Annotated in this window: 16 protein-coding genes; 4 read left to right on the top strand and 12 right to left on the bottom strand. The window is 61.1% G+C overall.

Going from position 1 to position 18,608, the window contains the following annotated elements; all coding sequences use genetic code 11:
• Window positions 1–61 precede the first annotated feature (61 nt).
• Complete coding sequence (locus R1W00_RS01990; protein WP_410901512.1) at window positions 62–1,747, top strand: chloride channel protein; 1,686 nt, start codon at window positions 62–64, stop codon at window positions 1,745–1,747.
• A 19-nt stretch (window positions 1,748–1,766) separates the two neighbouring features.
• Here the strand turns inward: R1W00_RS01990 and R1W00_RS01985 are convergent, their stop codons facing one another.
• The 9 genes from R1W00_RS01985 to gatB form a co-directional block, all read right to left on the bottom strand.
• Window positions 1,767–2,111 (bottom strand): DUF427 domain-containing protein, encoded by a 345-nt coding sequence (locus tag R1W00_RS01985; protein WP_317261037.1) that lies wholly within the window; start codon window positions 2,109–2,111, stop codon window positions 1,767–1,769.
• 92 nt (window positions 2,112–2,203) lie between these two features.
• Window positions 2,204–4,009 carry an aminopeptidase P family protein gene (locus R1W00_RS01980; RefSeq protein ID WP_317261036.1) on the bottom strand — a complete coding sequence of 602 codons (1,806 nt, stop codon included), beginning with the start codon at window positions 4,007–4,009 and terminating at the stop codon, window positions 2,204–2,206.
• Between the two features lie 70 nt (window positions 4,010–4,079).
• Window positions 4,080–5,957 (bottom strand): cobaltochelatase subunit CobT, encoded by a 1,878-nt coding sequence (gene cobT / locus R1W00_RS01975; RefSeq protein ID WP_317261035.1) that lies wholly within the window; start codon window positions 5,955–5,957, stop codon window positions 4,080–4,082.
• Window positions 5,958–6,039: 82 nt separating this feature from the next.
• Window positions 6,040–6,450, bottom strand: coding sequence for a hypothetical protein (locus R1W00_RS01970; RefSeq protein ID WP_317261034.1), 411 nt, complete (start codon window positions 6,448–6,450; stop codon window positions 6,040–6,042).
• Window positions 6,451–6,504: 54 nt separating this feature from the next.
• The gene (locus tag R1W00_RS01965; protein WP_317261033.1) at window positions 6,505–6,912 is read right to left on the bottom strand and encodes a hypothetical protein; all 408 of its coding nucleotides are present in this window, start codon (window positions 6,910–6,912) and stop codon (window positions 6,505–6,507) included.
• A 175-nt stretch (window positions 6,913–7,087) separates the two neighbouring features.
• The gene (gene cobS / locus R1W00_RS01960) at window positions 7,088–8,074 is read right to left on the bottom strand and encodes a cobaltochelatase subunit CobS (protein WP_317261032.1); all 987 of its coding nucleotides are present in this window, start codon (window positions 8,072–8,074) and stop codon (window positions 7,088–7,090) included.
• Window positions 8,075–8,191: 117 nt separating this feature from the next.
• Window positions 8,192–8,827 carry a J domain-containing protein gene (locus R1W00_RS01955; RefSeq protein WP_317261031.1) on the bottom strand — a complete coding sequence of 212 codons (636 nt, stop codon included), beginning with the start codon at window positions 8,825–8,827 and terminating at the stop codon, window positions 8,192–8,194.
• Between the two features lie 119 nt (window positions 8,828–8,946).
• Window positions 8,947–9,318 carry a DUF4177 domain-containing protein gene (locus R1W00_RS01950; protein ID WP_317261030.1) on the bottom strand — a complete coding sequence of 124 codons (372 nt, stop codon included), beginning with the start codon at window positions 9,316–9,318 and terminating at the stop codon, window positions 8,947–8,949.
• Between the two features lie 112 nt (window positions 9,319–9,430).
• Window positions 9,431–10,942 carry an Asp-tRNA(Asn)/Glu-tRNA(Gln) amidotransferase subunit GatB gene (gene gatB / locus R1W00_RS01945; RefSeq protein ID WP_317261029.1) on the bottom strand — a complete coding sequence of 504 codons (1,512 nt, stop codon included), beginning with the start codon at window positions 10,940–10,942 and terminating at the stop codon, window positions 9,431–9,433.
• A 214-nt stretch (window positions 10,943–11,156) separates the two neighbouring features.
• Here gatB and R1W00_RS01940 point away from each other — a divergent pair, with 214 nt between their 5' ends.
• A complete protein-coding gene (locus tag R1W00_RS01940; protein ID WP_317261028.1) occupies window positions 11,157–11,762 on the top strand; it encodes a transglycosylase SLT domain-containing protein in 606 nt (201 codons plus the stop codon).
• Here the strand turns inward: R1W00_RS01940 and panD are convergent, their stop codons facing one another.
• From panD to pepN, 3 genes are all read right to left on the bottom strand, one after another.
• Complete coding sequence (gene panD / locus R1W00_RS01935; RefSeq protein WP_317261027.1) at window positions 11,763–12,212, bottom strand: aspartate 1-decarboxylase; 450 nt, start codon at window positions 12,210–12,212, stop codon at window positions 11,763–11,765.
• 106 nt (window positions 12,213–12,318) lie between these two features.
• Window positions 12,319–13,194, bottom strand: coding sequence for a lysophospholipid acyltransferase family protein (locus R1W00_RS01930; protein ID WP_317261026.1), 876 nt, complete (start codon window positions 13,192–13,194; stop codon window positions 12,319–12,321).
• A 45-nt stretch (window positions 13,195–13,239) separates the two neighbouring features.
• Window positions 13,240–15,804, bottom strand: coding sequence for an aminopeptidase N (gene pepN, locus R1W00_RS01925; protein ID WP_317261025.1), 2,565 nt, complete (start codon window positions 15,802–15,804; stop codon window positions 13,240–13,242).
• Here pepN and R1W00_RS01920 point away from each other — a divergent pair.
• Together R1W00_RS01920 and R1W00_RS01915 are read left to right on the top strand one after the other, a co-directional pair.
• Window positions 15,803–16,348 (top strand): hypothetical protein, encoded by a 546-nt coding sequence (locus R1W00_RS01920; RefSeq protein WP_317261024.1) that lies wholly within the window; start codon window positions 15,803–15,805, stop codon window positions 16,346–16,348. The genes pepN and R1W00_RS01920 overlap by 2 nt on opposite strands.
• A gap of 113 nt (window positions 16,349–16,461) precedes the next feature.
• The gene (locus tag R1W00_RS01915; protein ID WP_317261023.1) at window positions 16,462–18,603 is read left to right on the top strand and encodes a malate synthase G; all 2,142 of its coding nucleotides are present in this window, start codon (window positions 16,462–16,464) and stop codon (window positions 18,601–18,603) included.
• Window positions 18,604–18,608 lie beyond the last annotated feature (5 nt).

Genomic DNA, 18,608 nt, shown 5'->3' with positions numbered 1-18,608 from the left:
GCGCGGCACAGGAAAGCCCCCGACGGATGTGACGCGTGTCAGGAACAGGGACCGGCCCGACGTGAACAAACCACTGCAGCAATTGGTGCAGAAGTACCGCCAAGACCTGAGTGAAGGATGGCGCAGCGGTTGGTCTGTATTACGGCGCAAAGGGCCGTCGCAGGTTCAGTTCTGGTTCATCGCGTTGGCCGTGGGGATTGCCGCCGGTCTGGTGACGGTCTCGTTTCGCCACGCGATCAACTTTTTGCAAACGACAGTCTACGGTGTCGATGATCCGCGCCTGCTCCATAGCTTTGCCGAGACCCTGCCGTGGTATTTCATCCTGACTTTTCCGATCATCGGCGGTCTGGTGGTGGGGATCATCCTGAACCGGTTTACCGATGACGGGCGCGTGCGCTCGGTCGCCGATGTGATTGAGGGCGCGGCCCTGCACGATGGGCGGGTGGAACGGCGCGCCGGTCTGGCCTCGGGTCTGGCCAGTTTGATTACGCTCAGCACCGGTGGCTCCACAGGCCGGGAGGGACCGGTGGTGCACCTGTGCGGGCTGATCGCCACATGGGTCAGCGAACGGATCAACGCCAACGGAATCACGGGGCGCGAATTGCTGGGCTGTGCGGTGGCGGCGGCGGTGTCGGCCTCGTTCAACGCGCCGATTGCGGGGGCCCTGTTCGCACTAGAGGTCGTGTTGCGCCATTTCGCCGTGCACGCCTTCGCCCCGATTGTGATCGCCAGTGTGACGGGCACCATCATCAGCCGCTGGAACTTCGGGGACGTGACCGAATTCTCGCTCTCGGGCAATGATCTGGTGTTTTACGTCGAACTGCCGGCGTTTTTGTTGTTGGGGATTGTGTCGGGTCTGGTCGCCACGGCGTTCATGCGGGCGATCTTTTTGGCCGATGACGTGGGCAACGCGGTGCAACAGATGCTGCGCCTGCCACGGGTGTTGCGGCCCGCGTTTGCGGGGGCGTTGCTGGGCGGGATCGCGATCTTTTTCCCGCATATCATCGGGGTCGGGTATGAAACGACCTCGGCCGCGCTGACGGGGCAGATGGTGTTTCGTGACGTGGTGATTTTCGCGATCATCAAGGCCGTGGCCGTGTCGATCACCATGGCGGGGCGCATGGGGGGCGGGGTGTTTTCGCCCGCCTTGATGATGGGCGCGCTGACCGGATTGGCGTTCGGGATGGTCGCGACCTCGGTCTTTCCCGATATTTCGGGGTCTGAAACCCTGTATGCGCTGGCCGGTATGGGCGCGGTGGCGGCGGCCGTTTTGGGCGCGCCGATTTCCACGACATTGATCGTGTTCGAACTGACCGGCGACTGGCAAACCGGTCTGGCGGTGATGGTGGCGGTGTCTCTGTCGACCGCGCTAGCCTCGCGCCTTGTGGATCGGTCGTTCTTTTTGACCCAGCTAGAGCGCGCGGGAAAACACGTGGCCGCCGGTCCGCAGGCCTATTTGCTGTCGCTCTATAAGGCGGTGGTGGTCATGCGCGCCAAAGACAGCCCCGGTGCCGCCTCGATTGAGGCCTGTCAGGCGTTGATGGAGCAAGGGGTGTTTCTGGACCCCGAGGCGACGCTGGAACAGGCCCTGCCGGTGTTTGAGGATACCGGACACGCGTTTATTCCGGTCGTTGCCCCCGCCGCCGATAGCCAGAACCCGACCCTGTTGGGCGCGCTGTTCCATGTCGATGCTTTGGGGGCCTATAACCGTGCCTTGGCGGCCACCGCCGCCGAAGAGCACGCATAGCGGTCACGCTGCAGAAGAATTACAGCTGTTCAACCGCGACTTTGTCGGAGTTATGGAACGCCAGAAAACCGGCGATCTGTTCAAAGCCCGCTTTGGGCGCTTCATAGGACCATGCGGCGTCGCCGATGGTCTGGCTTTTGGTTTCGATCGCGTAATGCGTGGCCGCACCGCGGTCGGGGCAGGTGCTGCCATTATCGGATTGGTCCAGAAACGCCATGGCGACATCTGCACGCGGGAAATAGATCGTGGCCTTGCCGTCGGTGGTGATGACCTCAAGTGCGTTTCCGCTCTCGGCCAGAACAGCACCGCCCGCGCGGACAACCCATTTTCCGCCGGCTTTGTGGATAGTAATTTGGCTCGTCATGTACGAACGCCCCCCTAATGTCTCATCTCATCTCATCTTATCTGCCATGGCTTCATGACAGTTTCCCGACAGGAAAGCCAGACACCAGACTGTCACAGGGGCGCACAGGCCGCCTGCAACCATGTGCGCGCGGGTCCAGAGACGTGCGAACCGATGCGCGACAGGACTTCGGCGTGATAGGAATCGATCCACGCGATCTCGGCCTTGGACAGCAAATCCACCTCAATCAGGCGCCGGTCGATGGGCACATAGGTCAGTGTTTCAAAGCACAGCATGCTGCGCCCGGCCTCAACCGCGCCCTCAGGCGCTGGGGTCACAACGATCAGGTTCTCGATCCGGATGCCGAACGCGCCTTCGCGGTAATACCCCGGTTCGTTTGACAGGATCATACCGGTCAACAGGGGCTGTTCACTGATCCGCGACAGGCGCTGGGGCCCCTCATGCACGCACAGATAGGACCCGACCCCGTGGCCGGTGCCGTGGTTGTAATCCAGACCATCCATCCACAGAGGCGCACGCGCAATCGCGTCCAGATCGCGACCGGCCAGACCCACGGGCCATTGCAGACGCGAAATCCCGATCATCCCCTGCAACACCCGCGTGAAACAGCGCCGCTCGTCCGCCCCCACATCCCCCACGGCAACCGTGCGGGTGATGTCGGTGGTGCCGTCGACGTATTGCCCGCCGCTGTCGACCAACAGCAATTCGCCGGTCTTCACGGGGCGGTTGGTGTCGCGCGTCACGCGGTAATGGACAATCGCGCCATTGGGGCCACTGCCCGCGATGGTCTCGAAACTGATGTCTTTCAGGCGGTTCGTGGCGCGGCGACAGCACTCAAGCTCGGTCACAACGTCGATCTCGGTCAGGGTCCCGCTGGGCGCGGTGGCGTCCAGCCACGTCAGGAATTCCACCATCGCCGCCCCGTCACGGATATGGGCGGTGCGCGCTCCCTCAATCTCGGCGGCGGTCTTTTGCGCCTTGGGCAGGATGCAGGGATCGGCGCCCCATTCAAACGCGATGCCCGCCTCGTTCAGGATCTCGGTTAACCGGAACGGCGCATTGTCGCGGTCCAGACGGACGGGCCCGTTCAGCGCGCGCAGGGCGCTGTCAAAGGCGTCCATGGGGGCAATCCGGATGTCCTCACCCAGATGGGCGCGCAGGTCATCGTCGATTTTGCCCGGATGGGCGAACAGATCGACCGTTTCATCCGCGTGCAGAATGGCCAGACAATGGGGCACAGGATTGCGCGCAATATCGCGCCCACGGATGTTCAACAGCCACGCAATGGAATCGGGCAGGGTGATCACGGTGCTCGACTGTCCCGCGTGGCTCAGGACCTCGGCCAGACGGGCGCGTTTGGACGCGCTGCTCTCCCCGGCGAGATCATCGGGATGCGCGGTGATCAGGCCCATGGGCGGCGCGGGTTGGTCGGCCCAGATGCGATCGACGAAATTCGGCCCCGACACCAACCGGATACCCGCCTCGCGCAGGGGGGCAACCATCGTATCGACCTCGGCAAAACTGTGCAGCCACGGATCAAACCCGACCTCACCTCCGTCGGGCAGGTTCTCGATCAGCCAATCCTGCAACTTGGTCTCGGGCCACGGCACGGGATCGTACACGGCCAGATCGATTTGCGATTTCACCTGAACGCGATAGCGCCCGTCGATGAAGACCCCCGCGCGCTCGGGCAGAACGGCGCAAAACCCCGCCGATCCGGTAAACCCCGTCAGCCACGCCAGACGGTCGTCATGCGAGGCCACATATTCGCCGCGATACATATCGGCACGCGGCACCAGAAACCCCGACAGGCCCGCGTCCGCTAATGCCCCGCGCAAGTCGGCCAAACGCGCCGCGCCGGTCTCGGGCTGACTCACCGTTTCAAAGGTCTGAAACATCCAAGGGTCCTTTCAAACACCGCCAAGGGCGCCGCGAATTTTCGGAGGAAAATTCGCGCCCCCTGACGGCTCAACCGGCCTTGCGCAGGCCAAGCAAACGGGCACGTGCCCGCGGGTCGTGATCAAACAGACCGGCCAATTGTTCGGTCATGGCGCCGGCCAATTGTTCGGCATCCGTGATCGTCACCGCGTGCTGGTAATAGCGCGTCACATCATGGCCGATCCCGATTGCGATCAACTCGACCAACTTACGCCGCTCGACCATCTCGATCACGTCGCGCAGGTGCTTTTCCAGATAATTCGCGGGGTTCACCGATAGGGTGCTGTCATCCACCGGTGCACCATCGGAAATCACCATCAGGATCTTACGCGCCTCGGGACGACCGGCCATCCGGCGATGCGCCCATTCAAGCGCCTCACCGTCGATGTTTTCCTTCAACAACCCCTCTTTCATCATCAGACCCAGATTGTTACGGGTCCGGCGCATGGGGGCATCGGCGTGTTTATAGATGATGTGGCGCAGATCGTTCAGGCGACCGGGCTGTTGCGCGCGGCCTTCGCCCAGCCACCGCTCACGCGACTGGCCGCCCTTCCACGCACGGGTGGTAAAGCCCAGAATCTCGACCTTGACGCTGCACCGCTCCAACGTGCGGGCCAAAACATCGGCACAGATCGCGGCAATCGAAATCGGACGCCCGCGCATGGACCCCGAGTTGTCCAGCAACAGCGTCACAACCGTGTCGCGGAATTCGGTGTCTTTCTCGACCTTGAACGACAGAGGCGTCGTCGGGTTCGCCACCACACGGGCCAGACGACCGGCGTCAAGGATACCCTCCTCGCGGTCGAACTCCCAACTGCGGTTTTGTTGCGCCTGCAACCGGCGCTGCAGCTTGTTGGCCAGACGGCTAACCGCGCCTTTCAGGGGCTCCAGTTGCTGATCCAGATAGGCGCGCAACCGTTCCAGTTCGGCGGGGTCGGCCAGTTCCTCGGCGGTGATTTCTTCGTCGAAATCGGTGCTGAAGACCGAATAATTCGGGTCCGCGTCCGAATGGGGCGGCGGGGGCGGCGGCTCCAGAGGGGCATCGCCATCGGGCAGTTCCGTGTCCTCGGACAGCTCCATATCGGCGAGATCATCCATGCTGACCTGTGCCTCGGCTGCCTCTTGGGTCTGCTCTTGGGATTGCTCGGGGCTGGCCTCGTTTTCGTCTTGGGACTGATCCTCATCCTGCCCTGTGCTTTCGGGCTGATCGTCCTGTTCTTCCTGCTCGACGCTCTCGTCGTCCTGATCCTCTTCCGGCTGATCGGGGTCATCGCCCAACTGATCGCCGTAACCCAGATCGGAAATCACCTGACGCGCGAATTTGGCGAATGCCGCCTGATCGGCCAGAACATCGTCCAGACCGTTCAGGGTGTCGCCCGCCTGTTCCTCGATGAACCCGCGCCAGAGTTCCATCACGTTCTGCGCACCGGGCGGCAGGTCGCGACCGGTGGCCAGATGGCGCACCAGATAGGACGCCGCCGTCGCAAGCGGCGCATCGGCGGCGTTTGTGATGCCCTTATAGCCGCGGCGCGTGGCCTCGGCCCCGATCATCGCGTCGATATTGCCCGCAGTGCCGGGCATGGCGCGGGCGCCGACGGCCTCACACCGCGCGGTCTCCATCGCGTCGTATAGATCACGCGCCATCGCGCCCTGCGGCATATAGCGGTTGTGCATCGCCGCATCATGGAACCGGTGGCGCAGCGCATAGGCATCCGCCGTGCCGCGCGCCATCAGGACCTCATCGCGGGTCATGCGGCGGCTGATCTGGGGCAGGCGCACGGAATCGTTGTTCATGCCCGGCGGGTCGACCGAATAGGTCACGCCCAGATCGGGGTCGTCGGCCAGAACGCGCGTGGCTTCGGCCAGCGCTTTTTTGAACGGATCGGCGGGGTTGTCGTTAGAGGCCATTGCGCGTCTTTAACCGGATCATTTCTGTTTCAGAACCTTGATAGGCCCTTACACAGGAAATGACCATGCACTGCGGCGAAACTCAAGCGCCCAGAAGCAATCCGTTACAGGCCTCAATCTCGACGCGCAACACCCGCTCGGCGGCCTCGGTACGTGTGGGAGATGTGCCAAAGGTCACCTGCTGACGCAGCATGGCATGCGCCATCTTGGCCTGCACCTGCCAGTTCAACGCTTGGGGGCGGGGCATGCCATAGGCCACCGCGTCGTCGATCAGCGCGCTGATCACATCATCAAACAGCCGTTTTTGCGCCGCCGTCTTTTCCGACGCTGGGCCATCGAACAGGCGCTGATGTTCCTCAAGCGCCGATAATCGGCCCGCACAGGTTGCGAAAACCCGCAACTGTTCGCTGGGAGAGGACGGAAACGCGCCGAACGCCGGTGTCACACCGAGGACAAGCGCAGCTGACAGGATCAGTGTTTTAAAAACGCTCATAATATGAACATTACGGCGAATTTATCGATTATCTATAGGGCGTTTTGAAAATAGTTACAGAACCAGACGCTCACAATCGGTGATCCGCGCCTCGATCGCGCTTTTCGCGCGGTTGGATCGCCCGTTGTCCAGACTGTAGTGCATGTCGTTCAGCAGGCTGGCGATTTCCGCCCATCCGGCTGATCGCCACAGGCCGGGCACGTTATCCGGCACCCCGTCATCCAGCGCGGCGGGAATCGTTGCCTCAAGCATGGTGTCGAACAGATCGCGGGCCTGCGAGGTGCGTTTGTGATCGGGATTGCCAAGAGAGGCCTGATTGGTGGCCAGCGCCGCCAAACGTCCGGCGCAGGTTGCAAACACCTCAGCGCGGGCATGCGCGCTTACAGGAAAGGGCGGGGCCGAGGCAGCCATAAGAACAGAAACTGCCGCGCCGCAAAGGGAAATGCGAAACACTCTGGTCATGTAACAATCCTATGACAGAAAAGTTTACAGTCAATAATGTATATACAAAAGATATTGAAAAAATATTGTTAAGATAGTTTTTTTTGCGTTGCGTCGGTGCGGTAACGCCCCGTTAACGCAACAAAAAACGGCGCCCAAAGGCGCCGCTAAATCATGCTCTCTATGGTGGAGTATCTTAGCCGAGGCTCATGCTTGCCGCGCTTTCGGGCAGTTCCTCGTCGAAACAACGTTGATAGAACTCGGCGACGGTCTGACGCTCAAGCTCATCACATTTGTTGAGGAAGGTCAGGCGGAACGCATAGCCCACATCGCGGAAGATCGACGCGTTCTGGGCCCAGCCGATCACGGTCCGCGGGCTCATCACCGTCGACAGATCGCCGTTCATGAACGCGGTTCGGGTCAGGTCGGCAACGGTGACCATCTGGCTGATGATCTTGCGGCCCTTTTCGGTGTTGTAGGTCGGGTTCTTGGCAATCACGATCGCCGTCTCGGCGTCATGCGACAGATAGTTCAACGTCGCCACCAGCGACCAGCGGTCCATTTGGGCTTGGTTGATCTGCTGGGTGCCGTGATAAAGGCCGGTCGTATCTCCCAGACCCACGGTGTTTGCCGTCGCGAACAGACGGAAATAGGGGTTCGGCGTGATGATCTCGTTCTGATCCAGCAGGGTCAGTTTGCCGTCATGTTCCAGAACGCGCTGGATCACGAACATCACGTCCGCGCGGCCCGCATCGTATTCGTCGAACACAATCGCAACCGGATTGCGCAGCGCCCACGGCAGGATGCCTTCGTGGAATTCGGTGACCTGTTTGCCATCGCGCAGCTTGATCGCGTCCTTACCGATCAGGTCGATCCGGCTGATGTGGCTGTCGAGGTTGACGCGCACACAGGGCCAGTTGAGACGCGCGGCGACCTGTTCGATGTGGGTCGATTTGCCTGTCCCGTGATAGCCCTGAACCATCACGCGACGGTTGTGGTTAAAGCCTGCGAGGATGGCCAGCGTGGTGTCGGGATCGAATTTATAGGTCGAATCCAGATCCGGCACACGGTCCGAACCTTCTGCAAACCCTTTGACAGTCATGTCACTGTCGATGCCAAAGACCTCGCGAACCGAAACTTCTTCGGTGGGTTTCGCATTAAATTCCATACGTCCGTCCGCCATATTCAAACCTCTCCCGCGCAGTATTGCGCAGGCCATGTGGATTTAGTGGAGCATATCGCGCGGGGGTGCAAGGGGAAGCCGCGTCAAATCACGCAGCGACACCAAACAGATCATCCCTTATGCAAAGCTGCGGCTGTCCTTAATCTGATCCCATGCCCAGACGACCTCTTGCAGGCGATCCTCGTCCGCGCGGTTGCCGCCATTCATGTCGGGGTGCAGGTCCTTGACCAGCGATTTATACTGTTTGCGGATCTCGGCCTTGGTCCAATGGTCGCGCGCGTCCAGAATTTCCAGCGCCTTGCGTTCCTTGGGGGGCAGGCGGCGGGTCGCCGCACCGGGATCGGTTTTGCCGGGGTTGCGCGTCGCATTGTCGCCCAGCACCTGATGCGGGTCATCAACACCCAGACGGGCCCAAGCGCGCTGTTCCTCGGTGCTGCGCGAGAACGGTTTTGTTTCTCGTTCCCAGACGCGATCCTTGTCGATCTGCGCGTTCATTTCCTCTTCGGTGGTGCCGTTAAAGAAGTTCCACTTGAGGTTATATTCGCGCACGTGGTCCTTACAGAACCACAGGTATTCATCCAGATGATCGGGCGAACGGGGCGCGCGGTATTGTCCGGACTCTTGACAGCCCGGATGCTCGCACACCCGCTTGGATGTCTCGAACGCACCGGACATGCCGCGCTTGCCGCGCGTGCGTTTTTTCTTGTCCGCGGACACAGAAATATCGAATCCGAAGGGATCGCTTTTTCGCATGATCTGCCACCATTTCGACTCGGAGCGACGATTGTAGTGTTTTACGCCGCAGATAGAAGAGGTCACGGGCAAAAAACCCGTGAATTTCACATCACAATTTTCGGGTGTTTCGGGCTTGCTTAGGCGCTGGCGCGGTCGGTGTCGGCGGGCGTTTCGGTGTCCGCGCTGCCGTTCATAACCGGTTCTTCGACCGTCTCCGCATCGTCAGAGACGACTACGGGCGTTTCGACCGGAACCTCAGCAGGGGCGGCTACTTCAACCGCGCGGCGGAACACCAACATGTTCATGAACGTCGTTGTTTTGCCCGTAAGGCCGCTGCGCTCTTCGCAGGGTAACGTCTCGGCGCGCACGTATTCCCAACCCTCGGCGGCCTGCGCGTTGATCGTGTTGCCAAGGCTGAGGGCGAACCGCGCCTCGGTGCCTTTGACGCCCTTGGCGCGTTCCCCGCGATGGGGGGCGGGTACAACTTTGTATTCGTAATTCACGTGCATTCACCGTCCCTTAGTGGGTAGGGGTCCCTTGCGGGGTGGAGGTACCAGATACGGGCGCCCCGACCAAGGCCGGACGGGGCAACCCCCAAAGTTGTGATCGACGCGCCGGACCTTAGAGGCCCAGCTTGGCCGAGATGATCTCGTTTACGGCCTTGGGGTTGGCCTTGCCGCCCGTGGCCTTCATCACCTGACCGACAAACCAGCCCGCCAGTTTCGGGTTCTGTTTCGCCTTTTCAACCTGCGCGGGGTTGTCCGCGATGATCTGATCCACAGCCGCCTCAATCGCGCCGGTGTCGGTGACCTGCTTCATGCCACGTTCTTCGACGATGGCCTCGGGGTCGCCGCCTTCGGTGTAGACGATTTCAAACAGGTCCTTGGCGATTTTGCCGCTGATGGCGTCGGACGAAATCAGGCCGATGATCTTGCCCAGTTGCTCGGGCGAAACGGGGCTGTCACCGATGTCCTTGTCGTCCTTTTTCAGACGACCGAACAACTCGTTGATGACCCAGTTCGCGGCCAGCTTGCCGTCGCGGCCCTCGGCCACGGCCTCAAAAAACGCGGCGTTCTCGGTGTCGGCGGTCAGGACGTTGGCGTCATATTCGGTCAGGCCGAATTCGGTGACAAAGCGCGCCTTTTTCTCGTCCGGCAGTTCGGGCAGGTTGGCGGCGATGTCATCGACCCATGCCTGCTCGATTTCCAGCGGCAACAGATCGGGGCAGGGGAAGTAGCGGTAATCATGCGCCTCTTCCTTGGACCGCATCGAGCGCGTTTCGCCCTTGTCCGGATCATAGAGGCGGGTTTCCTGATCGACCTTGCCACCGTCCTCGACGATCGCGATCTGGCGGCGGGCCTCATACTCGATGGCCTGCTGGATAAAGCGCATCGAGTTCATGTTCTTGATCTCGCAGCGCGTGCCCAGAACGCCGAAATCACCGGTTTCGATGAATTTCTCGTAATCGCCCGGACGGCAGATCGACACGTTCACGTCGGCGCGCAGGTTGCCGTTTTGCATGTTGCCGTCACAGGTGCCCAGATAGCGCATGATCTGACGCAGTTTGCCGACATAGGCGGCGGCCTCTTCGGGGCCACGGATGTCGGGGCGGCTGACGATTTCCATCAGGGCAACGCCGGTCCGGTTCAGGTCGACAAAGGACATATGCGGGTCCATGTCGTGGATGGATTTACCGGCGTCCTGTTCGATGTGGATGCGTTCGATGCGCACGCGGCGCGCCACGCCGGGTCCCATATCGACGATGACTTCGCCTTCGCCCACGATGGGGTGATACAGCTGCGAAATCTGATAGCCCTGCGGCAAGTCGGGGTAGAAATAGTTCTTACGGTCAAAGGCGGAGACCAGATTAATCTCGGCCTTGAGACCCAGACCGGTGCGCACGGCCTGTTCGACACAGAATTCGTTAATCACCGGCAACATGCCGGGCATGGCCGCGTCCACAAACGCCACGTTGGCGTTGGGTTCGGCACCGAATTTGGTCGAGGCACCGGAAAACAGTTTGGCCTTGCTGGCCACCTGTGCGTGCACCTCAAGGCCAATGACCAGTTCCCAGTCGTGCTTGGCGCCGGCAATGACTTTGGGTTTCGGGGATTCATAGGTGAGGTCAAGCATAGCAATTCCGCGTGCATCTAAGATCGTCCTGCGTTCTAGGACAGGGGCGGCCTAGGGGCAAGTGTTGCCGACCCCCATCGGCGCGATTTCCGGTCACTTCGCGCCGATCCGCGGCGGGGAATTGCCGATTTGGACGGGTGGCGCGCGATTGACTTGCCCGATCCGGTGTTTCTGGAAAACGTGACCGACGGTGAAACCACAAGGATTCTGGGCCATGGGTTGGCGCAAGTGGGCCGCGATTTCGGCGGTCGTTGTTTTGGCAGGATGTTCAGGCGGCGCGCCCGAAACGGTTGAACGGGCGAATTTCGGAGCATTGCCGGTGATGCGCTGGGACACGGTGCGGGCACCTGAACAGGCGGCGCGCTGGACCCGCGCGACGCTGGCCGCGCTGGATGCGCATGGTCAGGCCCTGTCGGATCTGGTCCCCGAGGATATTGAGGCATGGTGCCCCGCCTATCCCGACGCCCCCAAATCGCAACGCGATGCGTTCTGGGCGGGGATGCTGTCGTCCTTGGCCAAACACGAAAGCACATGGAACCCGCAGGCCGTCGGTGGTGGTGGCAAATGGTTCGGTCTGGTCCAGATCGCACCGGCCACCGCGCGCGGATATGGATGTGCGGCGACGACGGGCGATGCCCTGAAGGACGGATCGGCGAACCTGTCCTGCGCGATCCGCATCGCCGCGCATACGGTACCGCGCGACGGGGTTGTGGCCGCAGGTGGCCGTGGCTTTGCCGCCGATTGGGGCCCGTTCCACAGTTCGGCCAAGCGCGAGGACATTCGCACTTGGGTCCGGACTCAGCCCTATTGCCAGAAGTAATCAGGCGGTTTTGGCGCGATAGGGGATCGGCTGGGCCTGATCGTCTTTCAGGATGTCGAAGGTCAGTTTGCCTGCCTCATCGCGCTGCGCCTTGTAGGTCAGGATCTCGTCCACCTCGTTCTCGGGCGTGAACGTCAGAACCGTCGGCGCAATCTCGGTGACCGCACCCGCGTCCAGAAAATCGTTGGAACAGATGATCAACTGATCCCCCACCTGACAGGTGCGCGCCGCCGCCCCGTTCAGGATGCACTGACGTTCGCCGCGGGTGCCATAGATCACATAGGTCGAAATCCGCGCGCCGGATTGTTTGTTCCAGATGTCGACGAATTCCATCGGCAGGATGCCCGCGGCCTCACAATGGTCGGGGTCCAGCGTGATCGACCCGTGATAGTTCAGGTCCGCCTCGGTCACGGTGATACCGTGCAGTTTTGCCGCTACGAATTTCTTCATCTGTGCCTCCCATGGTCCCACGGGGCGGCCTTATGCGGGCGGGATTTGGGCGGGGCAAGACCGTTTGCGCAACCGGTGCCTGCGACCATAGGATGAACCGATAGGGTTAACCCAGTTGCGCCGCACGCACCCATTTGGGTTTGCGTGTGCTGTCCAACAGGCTAACCGTCGGCGCGTGCCGCCCGCCAAGGGCCAGCGTCGCCTCGCGCAGCATGGCAATGCCGTCGTCCGATTTCGCGGGCAGGGCGCTGGGCGAAATGGCGGGGCCGAACGTGATCTCATAGGGCTGACGCCCCTTGTTCAGCGTCTCGTGAAACAGGGTGATGTCGCGCAGCGTCGGGTGCATCAGGTCGAACAGGTAAAACAGGACCGAGTTGCGCGCGCGGATGTTCACGGGGATCACGGGCAACTCGAACTTGCGCGCGATCATCGCCGCCGAGGACATCCATGGCCGTTCGTACAGGCGCAGCCCGCGCCGTTTCGCCAGACGTCCGGACGGAAAGATCACCCCAAGACGGTCCTCGGAAATCGCCTTGCGCGTATAGGCCATGGTTTCGCGGGTCTTGCCATGGCTGCGCTTTTCGGGACGCCATTCGACGGGGGCGATGATCTGCGCCATCTGGGGCAGGACGCGGATGATGTCGCTATTTGCATAGAAAAACAGGTCGGGCCGGATCGCGGATAGGGCCGACCACATCATGATCCCGTCGGCAATGCCCGTCGGGTGGTTCGCCACGATCAACGCGGGCCCCTGACGCGGGATATTGTCCAGCCCCGTCACGCTTAGGTCCTTGGCCAGGAGCGTGGCCATTTCGTCCATGATCATGGGGGCTGGGTGGTGCTCAATCGCCTCGCCGATCGCGACGGTCTTGCCATAGCCCAACATCCGCGTCAGCGCGGCATGGGCAAGCTTGGTCGGCGCGCCGTCACCAAACAGCCACGGCGCACGTTCCGCAATCAGGGGGTCGATTCTGTCCTTCATGGGGGAACGTCACCACAGTTCGGTGACGTTCCCATGACAAGCGGTCTAGGCGTTTAACATCCGACCCACCATTTCGCCCATATCGCGGCTGATCGGGGTCATGGCGGCGATGCGGTTCAACTGTTCACGGATCAGGTCCTGACGATCCGCATCGTATCGCCGCCAGGTTTCAAACGCGGTCGACATGCGCGCCGCCGTCTGCGGGTTTTTCGGGTCGAGCCGCATCAGCCATTCCGCCACAAACCGGTATCCCGCGCCGTCCGCCGCATGGAACCCCGCCGCGTTCGACGTCAGCCCCCCGATCAGCGACCGGAACCGGTTGGGGTTTTTCCAGTCGAACGCCGGATGTCGGGACAGGTTTTCCGCGATCTTGGCGGCGGTTTCGGGCGGGGCAAGGGCGACCTGCATCATGAACCACTTGTCCAGAACCAACCGGTCATCCGCCCATTTCGCATAGAAGGCGTCGATCTGATCCTGCCCCTGACCGATGCGCAACAGGGCAGACAGCGCGGCCAGACTGTCGGTCATATTGTCCGCACCATCGTAATGCGCGCGGGCCAAAGCGCCGCCATCAATGCGGCTCAACAGGCCCAGAGCCGCCCCGCGCAGCGCCCGCCGCCCTGCGGGACCCGCGTCCGGCGAATAGGCGCCCGGCGTGTGCATCTCGGCGTATATCGCGCGCAGGGGTGTTTCCAACCCCGCCGCCATCGCGCCCCGCAAGATGCCAAGCGCGTCGTAGATCGCCATCGGATCGGGGGTGCAGCCGCCGTCGAACACGGATTGCGCCAGATCATCCTCGGACGGCAGGCCAAGGGTCAGCGCGCGGAACGCCGGGTCCAGCGCGTCGTCGGTGATGACCTGCGCCATGGCATCGACATAGCCCGCGACGCCCGCGTCATCCCCGTTCAACAGGTCCAGCAGAACCGATTTCGACAGGGCGCGACCGGCCTCCCATTTGTTGAAGGGGTCGGTGTCATGGGCCAACAGGAACGCATTCTGATCCGCGCCACCCGCGCGGTTGACGATCACAGGGGCCGAGAAATTGCGCAACACCGATGCAACCGGCGCGGCGCCCAAGCCATCGAACCGGAACGTCTGTTGCGTCTCGGTCAGTTCCAGAATCTGCGTCGGAACCACCTCATCCCCGTTCGGGGACAACAGGCCAATCGCCACCGGAATGTGCAACGGTTGCGGATCGGCTTGGTTTTTCGTTTCAGGAACTTCCTGTTTTATATCAATTTCATATGTGCCATCGTTAAAGCGTTCATTGAGCGTCAGACGCGGCGTGCCCGATTGCGTGTACCAGCGTTTGAACTGGCCAAGGTCGCGGCCAGTCGCGTCCTCGAACACCTTCAACCAATCCTCGATCGTGGACGCATCCCCGTCATGGCGATCAAAGTACAGGTTCAGCGCGTCGCGATACCCGTCCTCGCCCACAAGGGTGCGCAGCATGCCGATTACCTCGGCCCCTTTTTCATAGACCGTGGCGGTGTAAAAGTTATTGATTTCAACATAGTGGTCAGGTCGCACAGGATGAGCCAGCGGGCCGTTGTCCTCACGGAACTGACGCGCGCGCAGCATCAGAACATCCTCAATCCGCTGAACCGCGTGGCTGCGCATGTCGCCCGAGAACTGTTGGTCGCGATAGACCGTCAGGCCCTCTTTCAGGCACAGCTGAAACCAATCGCGACAGGTGATCCGGTTGCCGGTCCAGTTGTGGAAATACTCGTGTGCGATGATTGACTCGATCCGCGCAAAGTCCGCGTCGGTCGCGGTCTCGGCACTGGCCAAAACGAACTTGGAGTTGAAAATGTTCAAGCCCTTGTTCTCCATCGCGCCCATATTGAAGTCATCTACAGCCACAATGTTGAAAACGTCCAAGTCGTATTCGCGGCCATAGACCTGTTCGTCCCAGATCATCGACCGTTTCAGCGCGTCCATCGCATAGGCGCATTTGTCCTCATCCCCTGGACGGACCCAGATGTTCAGGGCGACCTCGCGGCCCGACATGGTGGTGATCCGGTCCGAATGCGCGACCAGATCACCCGCGACCAGCGCGAACAGGTAGGACGGTTTCGGCCATGGGTCGTCCCATTCGGCGAACCCGTCACCCTGCGCCACGGGGTTGCCGTTCGACAGCAGCACCGGCAGGTCGCTATTCACCCGCACGCTATAGGGTGCCATCACATCGGGACGGTCGGGGTAGTAGGTGATCTTGCGAAACCCCTCGGCCTCGCATTGGGTGCAATACATGCCATTCGACATATAGAGCCCTTCAAGCGCGGTGTTGCTGGCGGGGTCGATTTCGACCTCGGCCTCCCAGATGAACGGGGCATCGGGCACATCCACGGTCAACCCGCCGGGGTGCAGGGTTGGCGTCACCGTAACCCCGTCGATCCGCGCCGAGATCAGGGTCAGGTCCTCGCCCATCAGGGTAAAGGGCTGTGCGGGCGCATCGGGGTTCGGGGCAAAGGCGATTTTCGTCGTGACCCGCGTGGCGTTCGGGGCGAGGTCAAAGGTCAGGTGGACCGACGTCACCGTCCATCCGAACGCGGTATAATCCCGCAGGTATATAGTTTCGGCGGCGGCGCTTTTGGGGGTGTCGGGCATGAAGGCTTCCATTGTTCTTTTGATCAATGTGGCGCGAACGCGGGTGTCCTGCAAGCGACTGGGGGCCGAAAATGTGATCGAAGCAAACTCAATTATGGGTTGTATTGCGCGCGATGTACTTGTTAACAATTTCGTGCAAGCCGAAAATGTGTTTGCGGGTTCAATAGGGAAAACGGGTATGAAAAAATTGGCGATTGCCGCTATCGCAACTGTTCTGACGGCCACTGGGGCCTCTGCTGAGGTGCTTGTGTGCGAGCGTGATTATCTCAGCGGAAATGGCTTCCGGAACAAGGTTTACGCCGAACAGACATTTCCCGTAGAAACGGTCTATATCATCGAGGGCGATGAGGTGGTCGACAGCACCTATGGTCCCGGCAAGGTCGTGCGTGACGGCAAAAAGGTAAAGCTGTACTTTGAATTCGATAGCGGCTGGTCCTTGAGGACAGTTTTCTTTACCAGCAACGGAACGTATAGTTCGAACCTTGACGGTCAGGCCGGTTACCAAACCACCAACGGCGCCAAGGGAAAATGCGCCGTACAATAAGTCAGTCGCGACAATTGGTGTAATTAACTTACCAAAATATTGCATCTGACCGGACTTGGGGCTATCTCTCGTTTGCCTTTGCGCGATGGCGCGCGATACAGACGAGGGATGCCATGACACGTGAAATCCGCAACGGATTGCAGGTCGACGCCAAGTTGGCCAATTTTATTGAGACCCAAGCCCTGCCGGGGACGGGTGTGTCGGTGGATGCGTTTTGGGCGTCTCTGTCCGAGTTGATCCACGATTTCGGCCCGCGCAACGCTGCGCTGTTGGCCAAACGTGACGAAATCCAATCGAAAATCGATGCATGGCATGTGGCCAACCGCGGCTCGGACATCGACGATGCGGCCTATCGCGATTTTCTCTCCGAGATCGGCTATCTCCTGCCCGAGGGCGAGGCGTTTGAAATCGAGACCGGCGCGACCGACCCCGAATTCGCGAAACAACCGGGGCCGCAATTGGTGGTTCCGATCATGAACGCGCGCTATGCGCTGAACGCGGCCAACGCCCGTTGGGGCAGCCTCTATGACGCCCTTTACGGCACCGACGCGATGGGCGATCTGCCCGCCGGTGGTGGTTATGACGCGGCGCGGGGTGCGCGCGTGATTGCATGGGCGAAATCGTTCCTTGATACCGCCGTGCCTCTGGCGGTGGGATCGTGGGCCGATGTCGATGTGGTCGGCATTCTGAATGGCTCGCTTGTGCCCGCGCTGGCCGATCCGGCGGCCTGTATTGGCTATGTGGGCGATGCGTCCGCGCCGTCGCAAATCGTTCTCAAACACAACAACCTGCACATCCGTCTGGTAATCGACGCCTCGACCCCCGTGGGTCAGGCCGATCCGGCGGGCATTTCCGATGTGATCCTTGAATCCGCGCTGTCGTCGATCATGGACTGTGAGGATTCGGTCGCCGCCGTGGATGGCGAGGACAAGACGCTGGCCTATTACAACTGGCTGGGCCTGATGCGCGGTGATCTGGTCGAAACCCTGACCAAGGGCGATCGCACGGTTGAGCGTCGCCTGAACCCCGATTTTGATTACACTGCGATGGACGGGGCGCCTGCCTCGCTCAAGGGGCGCGCGCTGATGCTGGTGCGCAATGTTGGCCACCTGATGCGCAACCCCGCCATTCTGGACAAGAACGGTGATGAGGCGTTTGAGGGTCTGATGGACGCGATGGTCACCACGATGATCGCGATGCACGACCTCCAAAAAACCGATGGCGCGCGCAATTCGGTCACCGGTTCGGTCTATGTGGTGAAACCCAAAATGCATGGCCCCGAAGAGGTCGCCTTTGCCGATGAGGTGTTTACCTTTGTCGAGCGCGCGCTGGGCCTGCCGCAATACACGGTTAAACTGGGCATCATGGATGAGGAACGCCGCACAAGTGCGAACCTCAAGGAATGTATCCGCGCCGCCAAGCACCGCGTGGCCTTCATCAACACCGGTTTCCTTGACCGTACGGGCGATGAGATTCACACCTCGATGGAAGCGGGTCCGATGATCCGCAAGGGCGATATGAAAAACGCCGCGTGGATTGCGTCCTATGAGGACCGCAACGTCGATATCGGTCTGGAATGCGGCCTGAAAGGGCGCGCGCAGATCGGCAAGGGCATGTGGGCCATGCCCGACCGGATGGCGGATATGCTGTCGGCCAAGATCGGCCACCCGAAATCCGGCGCGACCTGTGCATGGGTGCCCAGCCCCACCGCCGCAACCCTGCACGCAACGCATTACCATCAGGTCGATGTCCTTGCCCGTCAGGACGAGATCAAGGCGATGGGCCGCCGTGGTAGCCTTGAGGACCTTTTGACCATTCCGGTGGCCAAGGGCGTCAACTGGAATGCGGATGAGATCGAGCAGGAACTGAACAACAACGCCCAAGGGATTTTGGGTTACGTTGTGCGTTGGGTCGATCAGGGGGTCGGCTGCTCCAAGGTGCCCGATATCCACGATGTCGGCCTGATGGAGGACCGCGCGACCTGTCGGATTTCCAGTCAGGCGATGGCGAACTGGCTGCACCACGGTGTCGTGTCCGATGAACAGGTCATGGCCGCGATGCAGCGCATGGCCGCCGTCGTCGACCGCCAGAACGCGGACGATCCCGCCTATATCCCGATGGCCCCCGATTTCACCAGCATCGCGTTCCAAGCGGCCTGTGATCTGGTGTTCAAGGGCACGGTTCAGCCGTCCGGCTATACCGAACCGGTGCTGCACGCGCGCCGTCTGGAACTCAAAGCTTCGCAACAAGGATAAGTGAA

The sequence above is a fragment of the Rhodovulum sp. FJ3 genome (assembly GCF_032918305.1).
GTDB lineage: Bacteria > Pseudomonadota > Alphaproteobacteria > Rhodobacterales > Rhodobacteraceae > SAT37.
Note: the sequence above shows the minus strand (reverse complement) of the source record. Positions and strands in the feature narration are given on the sequence as shown.

What these genes read in the sequence shown, in the direction of transcription:
- R1W00_RS01985 (WP_317261037.1), bottom strand. Translation starts at nt 2,111, where the DNA reads ATGACGAGCCAAATTACTATCCACAAAGCCGGCGGAAAATGGGTTGTC.
- R1W00_RS01980 (WP_317261036.1), bottom strand. Translation starts at nt 4,009, where the DNA reads ATGTTTCAGACCTTTGAAACGGTGAGTCAGCCCGAGACCGGCGCGGCG.
- cobT (WP_317261035.1), bottom strand. Translation starts at nt 5,957, where the DNA reads ATGGCCTCTAACGACAACCCCGCCGATCCGTTCAAAAAAGCGCTGGCC.
- R1W00_RS01970 (WP_317261034.1), bottom strand. Translation starts at nt 6,450, where the DNA reads ATGAGCGTTTTTAAAACACTGATCCTGTCAGCTGCGCTTGTCCTCGGT.
- R1W00_RS01965 (WP_317261033.1), bottom strand. Translation starts at nt 6,912, where the DNA reads ATGACCAGAGTGTTTCGCATTTCCCTTTGCGGCGCGGCAGTTTCTGTT.
- cobS (WP_317261032.1), bottom strand. Translation starts at nt 8,074, where the DNA reads ATGGCGGACGGACGTATGGAATTTAATGCGAAACCCACCGAAGAAGTT.
- R1W00_RS01955 (WP_317261031.1), bottom strand. Translation starts at nt 8,827, where the DNA reads ATGCGAAAAAGCGATCCCTTCGGATTCGATATTTCTGTGTCCGCGGAC.
- R1W00_RS01950 (WP_317261030.1), bottom strand. Translation starts at nt 9,318, where the DNA reads ATGCACGTGAATTACGAATACAAAGTTGTACCCGCCCCCCATCGCGGG.
- gatB (WP_317261029.1), bottom strand. Translation starts at nt 10,942, where the DNA reads ATGCTTGACCTCACCTATGAATCCCCGAAACCCAAAGTCATTGCCGGC.
- R1W00_RS01940 (WP_317261028.1), top strand. Translation starts at nt 11,157, where the DNA reads ATGGGTTGGCGCAAGTGGGCCGCGATTTCGGCGGTCGTTGTTTTGGCA.
- panD (WP_317261027.1), bottom strand. Translation starts at nt 12,212, where the DNA reads ATGAAGAAATTCGTAGCGGCAAAACTGCACGGTATCACCGTGACCGAG.
- R1W00_RS01930 (WP_317261026.1), bottom strand. Translation starts at nt 13,194, where the DNA reads ATGAAGGACAGAATCGACCCCCTGATTGCGGAACGTGCGCCGTGGCTG.
- R1W00_RS01920 (WP_317261024.1), top strand. Translation starts at nt 15,803, where the DNA reads ATGAAGGCTTCCATTGTTCTTTTGATCAATGTGGCGCGAACGCGGGTG.
- pepN (WP_317261025.1), bottom strand. Translation starts at nt 15,804, where the DNA reads ATGCCCGACACCCCCAAAAGCGCCGCCGCCGAAACTATATACCTGCGG.
- R1W00_RS01915 (WP_317261023.1), top strand. Translation starts at nt 16,462, where the DNA reads ATGACACGTGAAATCCGCAACGGATTGCAGGTCGACGCCAAGTTGGCC.